The 13,246-nt window shown below is 58.5% G+C and carries 13 protein-coding genes; 5 read left to right on the forward strand and 8 right to left on the reverse strand.

Features of this window, described 5'->3' with window-relative positions; translation table 11 throughout:
• A partial coding sequence (locus tag P0D89_RS46930; protein WP_408378849.1) for a DUF4118 domain-containing protein occupies positions 1-375 on the reverse strand: 375 nt, incomplete at its 3' end.
• A 455-nt stretch (positions 376-830) separates the two neighbouring features.
• Here P0D89_RS46930 and P0D89_RS46935 point away from each other — a divergent pair.
• The 4 genes from P0D89_RS46935 to P0D89_RS46950 all read left to right on the forward strand — a co-directional run bounded on the left by P0D89_RS46935 (position 831) and on the right by P0D89_RS46950 (position 2,630).
• Entirely contained in the window at positions 831-1,181 is a 351-nt protein-coding gene (locus P0D89_RS46935; RefSeq protein WP_408362113.1) for a response regulator, read from the forward strand.
• Positions 1,182-1,529: 348 nt separating this feature from the next.
• A complete protein-coding gene (locus P0D89_RS46940; RefSeq protein WP_408242543.1) occupies positions 1,530-1,739 on the forward strand; it encodes a hypothetical protein in 210 nt (69 codons plus the stop codon).
• 266 nt (positions 1,740-2,005) lie between these two features.
• A complete protein-coding gene (locus tag P0D89_RS46945) occupies positions 2,006-2,164 on the forward strand; it encodes a hypothetical protein (RefSeq protein WP_408362112.1) in 159 nt (52 codons plus the stop codon).
• Complete coding sequence (locus P0D89_RS46950; protein ID WP_408378852.1) at positions 2,157-2,630, forward strand: hypothetical protein; 474 nt, start codon at positions 2,157-2,159, stop codon at positions 2,628-2,630. The genes P0D89_RS46945 and P0D89_RS46950 overlap by 8 nt, the downstream gene beginning before the upstream one ends.
• 883 nt (positions 2,631-3,513) lie before the next feature.
• On the opposite strand, the gene P0D89_RS46955 is transcribed toward P0D89_RS46950, so the two are convergent.
• The 6 genes from P0D89_RS46955 to P0D89_RS46975 form a co-directional block, all read right to left on the reverse strand.
• Positions 3,514-4,674, reverse strand: a complete 1,161-nt coding sequence (locus tag P0D89_RS46955) for a diguanylate cyclase domain-containing protein (protein WP_408378855.1) — start codon at positions 4,672-4,674, stop codon at positions 3,514-3,516.
• A gap of 212 nt (positions 4,675-4,886) precedes the next feature.
• On the reverse strand, positions 4,887-6,092 hold the full coding sequence (locus P0D89_RS46960) for an MFS transporter (protein WP_408378868.1): 1,206 nt from the start codon (positions 6,090-6,092) through the stop codon (positions 4,887-4,889).
• Between the two features lie 78 nt (positions 6,093-6,170).
• The gene (locus P0D89_RS54845) at positions 6,171-6,476 is read right to left on the reverse strand and encodes a TMEM165/GDT1 family protein (protein ID WP_494478579.1); all 306 of its coding nucleotides are present in this window, start codon (positions 6,474-6,476) and stop codon (positions 6,171-6,173) included.
• 42 nt (positions 6,477-6,518) lie between these two features.
• On the reverse strand, positions 6,519-6,899 hold the full coding sequence (locus P0D89_RS46965; protein ID WP_408378857.1) for a hypothetical protein: 381 nt from the start codon (positions 6,897-6,899) through the stop codon (positions 6,519-6,521).
• A gap of 548 nt (positions 6,900-7,447) precedes the next feature.
• A complete protein-coding gene (locus tag P0D89_RS46970) occupies positions 7,448-10,093 on the reverse strand; it encodes a PAS domain S-box protein (RefSeq protein ID WP_408378859.1) in 2,646 nt (881 codons plus the stop codon).
• Between the two features lie 130 nt (positions 10,094-10,223).
• On the reverse strand, positions 10,224-10,826 hold the full coding sequence (locus P0D89_RS46975) for a DUF3331 domain-containing protein (RefSeq protein ID WP_408378862.1): 603 nt from the start codon (positions 10,824-10,826) through the stop codon (positions 10,224-10,226).
• A 410-nt stretch (positions 10,827-11,236) separates the two neighbouring features.
• Here P0D89_RS46975 and P0D89_RS46980 point away from each other — a divergent pair, with 410 nt between their 5' ends.
• Positions 11,237-11,440, forward strand: coding sequence for a cold-shock protein (locus tag P0D89_RS46980; RefSeq protein WP_408378871.1), 204 nt, complete (start codon positions 11,237-11,239; stop codon positions 11,438-11,440).
• A 181-nt stretch (positions 11,441-11,621) separates the two neighbouring features.
• Here the strand turns inward: P0D89_RS46980 and P0D89_RS46985 are convergent.
• The coding region (locus tag P0D89_RS46985; protein WP_408378864.1) for an SWIM zinc finger family protein at positions 11,622-13,246 on the reverse strand (1,625 nt) is incomplete at its 5' end.

Consider the following 13,246-nt stretch of genomic DNA (forward strand, 5'->3'; position numbering starts at 1 on the left):
TTGTGCCTGCGCGCGCTGCGTCTTTTCCACGCGGCCAATCCGCCTGACAAGGGTGGTGATGGCGAGTGACGTGACGAGAAAGGCAACAAGGGAGAAGGAATCCTGGGGTTTGCTAATGCGGAAGCTATTGATGGGTTCCATGAAAAAATAGCCGAGCAGCGCGGCGCCAACAACCGAGAAAATGACCGATGAGATGAAGCTGTCCAGCAGGGACAGGAGAACAACGGCAACCAGAAGGAAGAATCCAGCGGTGCTCTCTTCCTGGTCCAGAAGGACACAGGTTGCAGTAACAGCCCCGAGCGCGATACAGCCTCCCATCCACAGCGTCGCCAGGTACCGCAAGCTTCTGCTTTCATGTGAAGAAACTGTGCGCACAGGATAACTCCCTTTAGCGCCGCTGCGCTAACCGCTTGCATCTGGTCCAGATAATAGTCGACGCTTTCGACTTCTCCGACTGTTCGGTTCTCATTTCCGCGTTAGTTAAAGAATGAAAAAATACTGCCGGGCGAACAGACAAGCGCTGTATCGGTCCGAGACGCGGAGTGATTTTGCCCGTTTCTTGCAGTACGACACCGCTCGATATGTCTCCTTACCTCGGTTATACGCTCGTATAAGCGAGTTATGCTAACGCGGCGTCGGCATATCCAACCGTAGAGTAGATTCGCCCTTCGCCAAAGCCTACTCTTGTCTCAACGAGACACCGCTCGCCGTGATGACAGCGCAAAGCTCCGCAAGTCAGCGGGCATTCGACCTCTGCAACGCGCGCGAGCAACGGAATAGCCGTTGCCGGCAGACAGAGAAGTGAAAACCCACCGCTTTGGGGCCGGGTCATGGTGACGGTATTACTGGTCGACGACGACATGAACCTGCTTCAGGCGCTTGCGACGTTGGTCTGCGGGGAAGGTTACGAGGTTATGACTGCGTCGAACGGGGATGAGGCACTGCAGGCAGCGCGCCGAAGGCGCCCGGACATCGTGGTTTCGGATTTCATGATGCCGGTCATGGACGGTGCCGCCCTCATCGGCGCGCTCGCGGTCGAGCCGGAGTTCGCAACCATTCCTGTCCTTCTGAATTCGGCAGTGGCGACACCGCCGCCCCACCTGCGGGTGTCGGCGTTTCTCAGAAAGCCATTTGCAGCCTCGCGCCTGCTCGAACTGCTTCGGCTGCACAGTTCACGGTAGGGTTCAATCGCCGTGAGCGGTTACGTTGATACGCCGGCAATGGAAAACCATTCCTGTCTCCATCGAGGAGTACCACATCGACGAAAGCGCAGCCGCCGGAAACAGTGCTAAAGGGAGCAACACGATGTTGAACGTTGAACCCAATACGACTTCGGACATCCTGTCGGAGAACGGCTCCCACCATAGGTCTATTGTCCCCGCACTGCTTCAGGCAAGCTGGTCAAGGCCCGCCCAGGCGCCTGACGCTCGCTGGACTTGGCGTATGTTGAGTCGAAGTCACTAACGAAGCATCGCCCGGTGATGGCCGACCCAGGGTGCGCTCCACCGTCTGGCAACAGGAGGTCCAAAATGAAAGTAGAAGCCGCCATGTTTGTGCGACTGCGCCGTCTCGCTCCGGTTCTCGATGACATGCTCAGCGCAGGCGAGGTCGAGCACGCGGACCAGGCCGTTGGCCTTGAGTCGCTTGCCCAGCTCTGCTCACAACTGTTCGATGCGTACCGTTGTCAACACCCGCGCGAGATTGCGCAAGCGCGACTCGACGCCCCCGAATCGCAGTGACGCACTAGCTCTGAACCGACCCGCGATTCCAGGTATTCCCGTCAGGTTCCTGCTGAACTACCTCCCGTGTTTGCGGTCGACAATTACGCTCGCCCGGACTGTCCTTCTGTGCAACGACCCGAGGGGAAGCAGATGAGTAAGCACATCGTGATGTGGGACTTCCGTGCGAGAGTCAGCCACGGAACGGAAGGGTGCGGCCGCAGGTCAGGCGCATATTTTGAAGACCGGGCCTGCGATATCTTGAGGTCGGAGTCGACGTTAGTCGAGTGGACTATGCCGGTGATGCCGTTCTCTACTCCGAATTCAAGTCAATGGATGCATGTGCGTATGCCCCCCATCCAGTACACCTACAGACGAGAAGAAAATTGCAACGGGTCAGCATCGCGCGTCATAGCTATGGAAGGATACTCACCCGTCATGTCTAGCAAATCGCGACCCCGAAACGACACCCGACCTGCCATATCACCGCTGCTCCGAGCGCTTACCTTCAGTCGGGCTGCACACGAGCCCGTAACGCAAACAATGCTTTTGCAGTGCTACACAGGGTTGGACGCGTTCCGGCGAGGTCATGGCTCGCGCGCGCTGTTTACGACTTTAGGCCGACGGTTACTCGTTGCCGAAGAGCTGTGTCGGTTCGGATACCATCGAGACGAAATTGAGTACATACAAGGGGCGCACGCGGCGATGCTGCGTATCGACGCTACGGAGAAAGAAGGCGGCGTATGGCTAATGAGCGATGTCGACTATGCACGGTTATGCCGGGCGTTCGAAACCTTTGGCCGCCAGTTGTCAGTGGCATCGCTTGGTGGTATCGCCAAGGCCGAAGCGAGAATGGTGGAAGGCTTGCTCAAAGCCGAACGAACTCTCGCCCTCGCAGAAGCGTCGGCGTAGCGGCCAAGGTCTGCTCGACAGACTCACGTCTGGAAGCTGCCGGCGAACATTTGACGAAAAGCGTCACCGCATCGAGACCGGCTTGGGTAGTCCAGCGCACCAACCGCTTCGAAGCGCGGGAATGAAAGTTACTGCGAGCGATGAGGAGTGACATGCGACAACTTGCGGCGGCCGCAGCCTGTTGATACTTCTGTCTGTCCGCAGCCCCGGTGCGACGCCTTCAATAGCGGCGACATACGAATTTGGCGCCGTGGACGAAAAGACGTGTGCTGTGTTCCGGCGCAATGCCGTCCCGCAGAGCATCAATACAGCACAATCCATCGACGCTCATATCGAGCCCGTTCCTGCCGCAGAAGACGTCTATCTGACTGCAGAAAATTCCGCATTCAGACTGCCTCCGAATCCGGGTCGCTTTTGGCTACTTGCTTCCCGGCCAGCTTTCAGCGCGTGGCAGCTCCATAGCGCGCGTACGCATCGAACATCGCGGCTATTCGCTCCACTGCGAGCAGTGCGAAGGTCGCGCTTTTCGCCCGATGAGCCTCCAGATTTTCTCTCGGCGAAACCACGTCATGACAGCGCGCGCAAACGGCCCTTCATGACTGAGGCAACAGTGGAGACCGCCTCGATGTCCCTTGCGAACATGGAGCCGGCTCTCGCGTTGTTTGTGAGCTGCACGGTCGATGCGATAAAGAAATAGACCCGGTCAGCATCACGCATTAGCTGCGGACAAATGCATTCGATTTGGTTTTTGAATCAGATGAACGCCAAAACGTCGTACGGGGAAGCGCCTGCCGACCCTTAGAGTGGTAACAGACGGCGACGGTCGAAGGACGCGCCTCCCTTCATCCATTTCGTCCGCCGCGCCGCACGCTAGGGTCTCGTTCTATCGCATCATTTTCACGACGTTTGACGCGCTGCGCCCGGGAGAAATTCCAAAGCGATATGTTGACCGGCCGTCCTTTTTCGACGCGTACATCGCCGCATCAGCGACCTCGAGCAACTGCTCGACAGTATCGGTCCGGTCGGGATACGTCGCGATGCCGATGCTGACGCCAATCTGGAATCGCCCGGCATATCTCTTGTCGCCGACCTCGCGAACGCGTGCAATCACGCGACCCGCAAGCTGGCGTAACTGTTCGTCGTCACCGCAATCGGTCGCGAGCAACACGAACTCGTCGCCACCGACGCGGGCGAGCATGTCCTGCTTCCGCGTCGCCACGCGCAACGCTTCGCCGAGTTCGCACAACACCGCGTCGCCAGCGCTATGGCCGAGTGCATCGTTGACGCTTTTGAAGCCGTCGATGTCGAGGTACAGCAGGCCGGTTCGCCGTAAATCATCCGCAGAGGGAGTCGCCAGCGCGTCAATGGCAGCAAGCAACCGGTGTCGATTCGGCAGGCCAGTCAGCGGGTCGTGCGCGGCCTCCCGGTCGAGCGCTGCGGAATGGGCATGAATTTTCGCAAAGGCGCACCGCTGGATGAAGAGTGTGTAGACGAGCAGACAACACATCAGAACGGCAACAACCGCCAGCGCAGCTGTGCCGTACACCAGCCGAACGTGCGCATCGCGAGCCGCGACTCTGCGCTTTTCCCGCCAGTCATTCAGCAACTGGCCGAGGTCGCTGCGAAGGCTCTCCATGTATCGCTTGCCTTCGTTGGTCTGCACGAGTGCGATGGCCGCAGCGCGATTGCCCGAGCGGGCCAATTCGATACTGCGAGCCAGTTCCGTCACTTTGGCCGTCTTCGCATGTTCGATACGCCGGACCAGTTCGAGGGACTTTTCATCACCGGTCACCGCCTGTTGCAGACGCAGCCCGGTGTCGTCCAGGTCCTGCACCCCCTGGCGATTGGGCGACATGTAGCTTTCATCCCCGGTCAGCAGATACCCACGCTGTCCGGTTTCCGCATCTTCGAGATTGTCCAATACACTGTTCGCCGCGCCGAGGACAGCAAACGCCTCTTCGTCGCGCACACTGTCGTCCACGATGACGCGAGCTTCGTAGACAAACATCCCGGCTGCGACCAGCAGGCCGAGGGCTATCACCACGTAAAGTGCGATAAAGCGATTACGGTCGGCTTTCGCTGAGTGGGATAGGCGCGAAGGCAAAAGGTTCTCCGTTGCGGCGGCTGGTCGAAAACGACGCAGATGATAACCGCTCGCGAAGTTCGTCCCGACCTGCGGTTCGGAATTCGCACGGAGCGCTTGGGGCATCGTTGGCCGACCCATTGCAGACTTCCTTCGTCTGAAGGCTTGCGTGCTCAGCGACCCACGGCGGGCTGAGGCATCCGTCCGGATAAAAGCAACGCGATGGTCAGGACGCAGAAACCTGCTCCCGCGTAGAACGTGGCGTCCGCACCCAGGCGGTCCCACAGGCCGCCCGCGATAACGCTGGACACCAGAGTGACGACGCCACTGAGCAGGTTGAAGAAGCCGAACGCGGTGCCGCGTAGTTGCGCGGGCGCGGTGTGAGCGACCATTGTGGCCATCAACCCCTGCGTCATCCCCATATGCAGGCCCCACAGCCCGACACCCACGAGCACGATGCTCCAATGCGTGCCATGCGCCAGCACCACGTCCGATGCAATCAACACGACTAGGCCCGCAATCAGCAGCTTGGTGTAGTTCATCGTGTCAGCGAGCTTCCCGAAGGGATAGGCCGACAGCGCATACACAACGTTCATCGCGACCATCACGAGTGGAACCAGCGCAATCGGCACCCCGCTTCCCATTGCGCGCAACACGAGGAACGCTTCACTGAACCGGGCGAGCGCGAATACTCCGCCGACGACGACCACCCACCAATAGTGGCCGCCAAGCCGCTTCACGCTGTCCCAGCGAATTGGATTGACCCGCTTTGCGCCCGGCTCCCGCGCCGGCTCTTCGATGCCGAAGGTCAGCAGGGCGACGGCCAGCAGCCCAGGAATGACGGCAAGCCAGAAAGCGAGCCGGAAGTTATCTGCCCACACCAGCATAATGACAACTGCCAGAAGCGGTCCGAGGAACGCGCCGATGGTGTCAAGCGACTGGCGCAGCCCGAATGCAGCACCTCGCAGATGTGGCGGCGTGACATCGGCCACGAGCGCATCGCGCGGCGCACCCCGGATGCCTTTCCCAACCCGGTCGATGATGCGCGCTGTGACCACGATACCGATGGTTGGCGCCACGGCAAATAACGGTTTGCTTAGCGCACCCAGTCCGTACCCCGCTACGGCAAGCCATTTGCGGTTGCCCAGGTAGTCGCTGAGGGTTCCGGAGAACACCTTGACGTTGGGCGCTATCGCCTCCGCAATACCCTCGATGAGGCCAATTGTGACTGCGCTTGCACCGAGACTCGCCATAAGAAACATGGGTAACAGACTATGGATGATTTCGGATGAAACATCCATGAGCAGGCTGACGCAGCCAAGCACCCAGACGTTGCGCGGAATCTGGCGCAGAACCCCCGACTGCGCGTCGCTTTGCATCATCGACCCCTTGCCTTCGCGGAAATTCACGCGGTGGAAATCAAAAAATTAGGTGCTTTCCAGCATAACGCGCGGTTCTCAAGGCAAAGCCGCCAAGCACGACGAAGATGATAGCGGCAAGAATGAGAACAGCCTTTGTGCGAAGCCGGTCCGCAAAATAGATAATCGGTACGTTCCCCAGCATGATACCGAGCGCGTGCATCCAACAACCCCGAAGAACTCACGAAAGGGTACAGCCAGCGCAACGGTGACAATCGGAGTCTTGTCACCCATCCCCGCGAGAAAGAACGTGAACGCTGTTGTGCCGAAGACGCCCATCGAATTTTTCGTCAATACCGCATCGGCGTCGTCGAGCCTATCCGGGATGAGAATCCAGACGGCCATCACCGCGAATGACGCGACTACAGTCGTGTACGTCCCTGGCTACTAGACATCGAAACTGGCGGGCGTTTCAGCAATACGACGTTGATAGCGCATTGGTTTCACGACGCGCTGCCCGTTCTCAACGATACGAACGGGCGCATAGTAGCCAGGAAAGATTCGCAAGTCGCGTGGTTCCAGTTCGATACGCGTGATGTCCTCAAGACGACGAAGGGTCGCGTCGATTTTGTCCGCAGCGATGCGCCTGCTTTCAATAGCGGCCTTTGTTGTCTTTGTCTGCAGGACACGTTCAGCGTCGGCTAGACGCTTGCGCTGTTTGAACAACTCCTGTTCAAGAGCGGTTACCCTCTTGGCATTGCATTGCTCAATGAGCGCGCGAATGTCATGGACATCGTCAGTCGAGGATTCGAGGAATGACGCGTCCATCGCTTTCGGACCTTCGCCTTGTTTGAGCCTTCCACGAGGCCAAGGTACAACTGCGCAAAGTCTTCGAGCTCATATGAGCTCCGTACGTCCTCACGTAACGGCGATAGTCGGCGAGAATCTGGGCGCTGTAGCACATCGGCAGACCTTGGAAGTTGCAAGCAGACGCCGTCAGATTATGCCGCCGCCAGTTTGCTCGCAAGTGCGCCGTCGGCAGCCTTGCACCGGAGAAGCGCCGTTGATGTCAGCCGACGAACTCCACAGTAGACTCGGCGGCGTGCGCGGGAAGTGGACTACGGGCAGGCCTTCCCTTCCGCGAAAGAAGAACCGGTGTCGGTTGCAGAGAAATGGACAGGGGTTCTGCCAATGTCGGTCCGCGGCGTTTCACGATGTCGACCATCAGGCCATCTGAAGCGGGCGTGAGTGCAAGGCGCAACGTCGCCGGCGACGCGTCCTGAGCGGTTGTCATCGGCCGGACCGTGACAAAAAGCGCTTCCGGCGACTGCGCGGCAAGATGCAGCCGTCTATTCCCGCGCCCTGCCCAGCGACCGTCAAGGGGAAAAAATTGGGAGCGTTAGAGAAAACGTCGCACCCTGGTCGAGGTTGTTCCTGGCTGTCAGTGTTCCGTCATGTGCTTCGATAATTGAGCGAGAAATTGATAGACCTATACCCATGCCTTTTGCCTTTGAGGTGACAAACGGCTCGAAAAGAGTATCGAGCTCAGCGATACCATCTCCGTTGTCGGAAATTTCGATTGTAACCAGGAGTTCATCGAGGAAAGCGCCGGTGATGACGACTTGTGGTGTGCGGCCGGTGTTTTCTGTTGCTTCGATTCCGTTCGACATCAGGTTGATAAGGACCTGCTGAATCTGTATCCGGTCGGCGTTCACGTCCGGAAGATTGTTGGGAAATTCCAGCGTTATGGCGGCATCCCGCATAGTGGGGTCTTCTTTCAGCAACCTCACCGCGTCCTGGGCCATGTCAGGAATACTGCATTGAGACTGCTTGAAGGACTCCCGTTTGAACAGGGTACGGATGCTCTGCATCGTTTCGTCGGCAGCACGGCCATCCCGGAGTATGCCCTCCACGGAAGAGCGCGCCTCATCGAGATTGGGCGGGTTGGCCGCAAGCCAGCGCCGACAGGCCTGAGCATTGGCGATAACAGAGGTAAGTGGTTGATTGAGCTCGTGCGCTATCGAGGCCGATATTTCAGCGACCGTTGCAATCCGGGTTGCCCGAGCGAGTTGGGTTTTCACTTCTCGCAAGCTGTCTTCAGTACGTTTCTGTTCGTCGATGTCGATGGTCAGGCCGTACCATTGAACGATGTTGCCAGCCGCATCGCGCATTGCTTCGGCGCGTGCCAGATGCCAGCGGTATTGCCCGTCCTTGTGGCGCTTACGATGGGCGTAGGCGTAGGGTTCACCAGTCCGAACTGAGTGTGTCCATTTTTGAATGACGTTCTCCCAGTCATCCGGGTGGATGCTCTTCCTATATTCGAGGTCACAAACTTCCGGTGTGTCCCAACCGGTGTATTCCGTGAATCTCCGGTTGGCGTAGGTTAGTTGCCCATCGGCATCGGCGCACCAAATCATCGCTGGGATTGTTTCGGTAATCTCCCGCAACTGGTGCTCGCGCTGCTGGAGCGCGACTTCCGTTTCTTTCAGGTCGTCAATGTCCGTGCAAACGCCGTACCAATGAAGGATTTCACCCGTCTCATCGCGAAAGGGTGCACCGCGGACGAGATACCAGTGTAGTTTCCCATCAGCTCCCGTAATCTGATAAGTGTCCTGGTAACATGAGCCCTCGAGGACGCATTGCTGCCAATGGCTGTAGACACGCTCCCGCTCGTCATGCGGAACGAGACTGAATAAGGGCTCTTCGCCAATTTCCTCCCAGGTCTTTCCGATGAACGAAAGCATGCGGCGATTCCATCGGTCGGTTTCACCGCCTGGGGTGGCGCGCCAAATCATGGCAGGCATTGCGTCTATGAGCCTGCGAAGATGTAACTCCTTGCGTCTCAATCGTTCTTCTACAATTTTGCGCTCGTGGATATCGGTGAGCAGGCCGTACCAGTTAGTGATATCGCCTCGGGCGTTACGCATTGCATTGGCCTGGCACTGGAACCATCGATAAGACCCGTCAGCAGCGCGAAGGCGATGTACCATATCGTACGTCGCCCCGCTCTTCATCGATTGGTCCCATGTTTCAGTAACTGTCGCGTAGTCGTCCGGATGAACAAGGTCAAACCAGCCGTTGCTGGTCAGTTCATGCAGGCTTCTGCCGGTGTAGGCTTCAGCTCGTTTGTTCACATACTCTATTGAACCGGCGGCGTCAGTGCTCCACAGAAAGCCTGGCACTGCGTCGGTGAGCCAGTTGAGCTGCGCTTCACGCTCGCGGATGACCTCTTTCGTTTTGTACAGGTCATCGATATCAAGGCTCATGACATACCATTTGTACACGCTTCCGTCCTCGTTGAAATAAGGAACGGAACGGGAATGATGCCAGCGATACTCGCCATCAGCATGTTTCCAGCGGTAAGTGTCCTCGTAAGCTGCCTTCTGTTCGACCGACCGGAGATAACCTTGTCTGATTCGCTCCTTGTCGTCGGAGTGGATGAAATGCAGAAATCCGAGTTTTTGTAGCTCCTCCAGCGTAGTACCGGTTTCCTCAAGGAGGCGGCGGTTAGCGAAGTCGAAATCCGCTGCCGTTCTTGTGGCGAAGCGGCCCGGAAGGCGGTCGAGCAGTTCCCGAGCTTCCTTCTCGCTTTTCTTCAAGGCTTCCTGAGCCTTTACTGTGTCGTCGACCTCGATACCGACCAGGTACCAGTTGACCACGCCCCCTTCGTCGTAAAACGGTTCAGCGACGAGGTGTTGCCATCTGTACACACCATCGTATTGCTGCATCCGGACGACGACATCGACGGGGCGACCTGCTTCAATACATTGCGCCCATTCGGTACGGACAGCTTCTACCTCGTTGGGGTGGATGTAGTTCATCCACAGGTCACCGACAACCTCTTCGCTGGGACGGCCCAATGCGGCAAGTACGAGCTTGTTGACGTAAACGAGTTTGCCGGCGGAGTCCCCAACGCACACGCAGGCTGGCACGCGGTCAACCATTCGCCTGTAGGTTTGCGCTTCGCTCCGAAGACGCGACTCCGCAATCTTGCGGTCGTCGATATCCCAGTTCAGACACACCCAACGGAGCGAAAGCCCGTCTGGAGCCGTTGTTTTTGAGGGTGCTCTTCAGGCATGCATCCAAATTCAGACGACGATTCATGGCGTGCAACGCTCCGTAAAGCTCATCCCGACCAAAACCTGACGCGAATCAGATACGCTTCGCGAGTGGGATTGTTTCCATTACGGATGCGAGAATCATGGCGTCAATATTCAGCGGAGCCGGGTCCACTAGCTGGGGACGGTAGACGTCGTCGCCTACGGCAATCTCGGTGCCCGTGAGCGCACAAAAGCCGCGCTTGCGCGCGCGGCAGCGCTGCCATAGCTGCTCCCAATAACAGCAGGCTGTCAAATCTCGCCAGGAGACAACGGCACTCGTACGCGCAGGGCGAGGGCGTTCAAGCACAGTGACCTTGATACGTTGAGCCGACGCGAAGTTGGACCTGGCACGCGACGTATGCCTGACTGGAAGAAGCTTCGTGTCCCCTGAAAGCAGGGACGTAATGTACGACCAGGGCTGGTCGGTATGTGTCGCTTCAGGCATTGCATCGCTCCTGGCATCATAACCATCATCGTCAAAGCGGGATTGCCCGGACGGCACCGTGAGTGACAGTCTTTCGCGCCGTGGGGAACCCGTTCGCGGACCTTGGTGTTGATGATAGGAAGATTGTGGAGCGTCGCCTATTACATAAAGCTGGAGTCGGTCACAGCAAAGCGTGACACACGGCCGCAACGGAATCGCAAATCGCGCCATGCGAGAGGCGACTGCTGCTGTCGCTCCTTTGCGTCTGAACTTAACTCGTTGCCTCAAGCTGTTGGGCCTGTGTTAGCGAAACGAGGCGAAGATGCGCTCAGAAGATGAATCGATTACTGGGCGCGCTTCGGTCTAGCACGTATGGCTCGGATTGCGGCAAGGCACATAGGCGGAGGGAAGTCGACGCGATTGCATCGCAGTGCAGGAGCAATTGACCGCAAGCCCAGTGAATAGAACCGCGTCGCGCGTACGAACCGCGCGTTGGATGTGATGCTGCACGCCAAGTGTTGTCCGTGGACACGCTGATTGGCAGGTTTCAGCGCGGCGTGGTACAAAGTCGTCCGTCGCGGCTGGTGGTGCCGTGCGATAGCGCAATCGCGAATACGACTCCAACATTTAGAGGATTGAAAATGGCAACTGGCACAGTGAAGTGGTTCAACGACGCAAAGGGCTTTGGCTTCAACACGCAGGACGGCGGCGGCGAAGACCTGTTTGCACATTTTTCTGAAATCCAGGGAAATGGCTTCAAATCCCTGCAGGAAAACCAGAAAGTGAGCTTCGAGGTCAAGCAAGGGCCGAAGGGCAAGCAGGCTGCAAACATCACGCCGCTGTAACAAGCCAGTACACTAGCTTCCCCGGAACCATTGGACCGCCTAGGCTGGCCAATGGTTTTTCCGCGCGCCACCGCACGCTGGCTCGCCGCGGTTGCTCGTTCCGTGCACGCATTTTCACTGCTGGAATCGTGGGCTTTCGGCATACGGGGGCAAACGGGCGTCGGCGACAACATCCGTACGACTAACCCAGCGTTGCCAACAATTTCATAAAGTTGCGCTTGGCGCGATACGTCTGGCGAACGGTCTCGAGCTCATCGACGAACTGTGCGTGCTCCTTCAGCTCTGCCCGCAACTTCCCGATGGTGCGCACGATGGCAAACGCTTCGTCATATCGGGCGTTCCGTGTTCCGCTCTCGGCCGCTATTGGCAGCAGCCGGTGATATAAGGCAATGGCGTCGTGCGGATGCGTCTTACCGCGCACGGCCGCCATCGTTGCCCACAAGTTCGTCGCCACTGGACCTCCGCAGAACGCCTCCCATGCGGTCTCGCTTTCGCGCTCGGCAAGAAAGACTTTGACCAGTTCGGTGCGGCTCGGCGTTTGCCAGTGGCCGCGCTTCGTTTTGGTCGGCGCCTCTTCCGTGCGGACAAGCTCCCACAGACGGTTGAGTGCGCGCTCGCGCGTCGTATCGTACCGACCGGTTGCCTTAGCGACATCCATAAGCGCCGTAAACGCTTCAGCGACCGGCCGCATCTCGAAGCGCTGCCACGCGAATGCATCGGCCTTTGGGAACTCGCCACGGCGCAGGTATTCCTGAATACAGAAGTCGAGCAGACGCTGGTCCACGTTCTTTCCGGATTCCTTGAGGCCGCGTTCGGCCCACGCTAGACCGTCGTCGTGACGCCCGTGCTTTGCACAAAGCTCTGCGACCAGCAAAAAGCGGTACGGACTCGACAGGTCCTTCGAGCGAGTACGAATCAATGCGTCGACATCGCCATCGAGCTCCGCGAGCCGCTCCATCGCCCGCTCCAAACGCATCCGCAGCGGCTCGAACGACCTCCGAAATTCATTGCTCGGGGCGAGCGGCGGCAGCGCGTCCCAACCGCTGCCGACGAGTTCACGGTATCTGCGCAGCCCGGCGTCGCCCAGCGGTTCCGCATAAGCCGGCAGCACATCGTAGAACGTGTCCCATACGCCTTCCGTCTGAAAATGGAAGAGGCGCTTGGCGAGTTCCACCGCGTCCGGTCGCGTCTGCCGGCACGCCGCGAGATGAACAGCTGCTAGCTCCATGATTGCCGGCATGACGTCACCGCCGGAGTCATCAATCTGTTCGAGACTCTTTTCCGCGCCGGCAATCGCCAACTCCGCGAGGTCGACTATCTGCGCCGCATTCGGCCCTGCGAGACGTTGGCGCAGCATATCTGCGAGCGACATCAGGCCGTCCCCGTACGCACCGGCCTCGCGCCATTCGAGTGGCCGCGAAATGCGTGTTGCCTGACGCACTGCCGTCTTCATACTTGGGAGGTCATTGGCATTCGCCGCGCGCGCGGCGAATAGCAGCTTGTCGCGCAGGGCCATGTCGCGCTCGACCGCCTCCAGCAGCAGGTCGCGAACGGCGTCTTCGTTCAGCGTCGAGACATATTCTCGAATCTGGTCCTCGAACGTTTTTCGCTTCTTGCGTGGCTTCGCCGATTCAGCCTCATCGGCGTGGAATACTTCTTCGCCGGTATTTTCCAGCCAAGATAGCGCAACCGCAACGGCATGCTTGCAGAAGATGCCGTCGTCGCCGACGGGGCAGTCACATTCGTACGTCAGTTCTCCGTCGTCGCCTACGCCAAGTTCGACGCTGTATCGATGCGTGCCGCGCC

It is taken from the genome of Paraburkholderia sp. RL18-085-BIA-A, assembly GCF_046027075.1.
Taxonomy (GTDB): Bacteria; Pseudomonadota; Gammaproteobacteria; order Burkholderiales; family Burkholderiaceae; genus Paraburkholderia.

Excerpts from the sequence above, each read along its gene's own strand:
- P0D89_RS46935 (WP_408362113.1), top strand. The coding sequence starts at position 831 with ATGGTGACGGTATTACTGGTCGACGACGACATGAACCTGCTTCAGGCG.
- P0D89_RS46940 (WP_408242543.1), top strand. The coding sequence starts at position 1,530 with ATGAAAGTAGAAGCCGCCATGTTTGTGCGACTGCGCCGTCTCGCTCCG.
- P0D89_RS46950 (WP_408378852.1), top strand. The coding sequence starts at position 2,157 with ATGTCTAGCAAATCGCGACCCCGAAACGACACCCGACCTGCCATATCA.
- P0D89_RS46960 (WP_408378868.1), bottom strand. The coding sequence starts at position 6,092 with ATGCAAAGCGACGCGCAGTCGGGGGTTCTGCGCCAGATTCCGCGCAAC.
- P0D89_RS54845 (WP_494478579.1), bottom strand. The coding sequence starts at position 6,476 with ATGGCCGTCTGGATTCTCATCCCGGATAGGCTCGACGACGCCGATGCG.
- P0D89_RS46965 (WP_408378857.1), bottom strand. The coding sequence starts at position 6,899 with ATGGACGCGTCATTCCTCGAATCCTCGACTGACGATGTCCATGACATT.
- P0D89_RS46975 (WP_408378862.1), bottom strand. The coding sequence starts at position 10,826 with ATGGCGCGATTTGCGATTCCGTTGCGGCCGTGTGTCACGCTTTGCTGT.
- P0D89_RS46980 (WP_408378871.1), top strand. The coding sequence starts at position 11,237 with ATGGCAACTGGCACAGTGAAGTGGTTCAACGACGCAAAGGGCTTTGGC.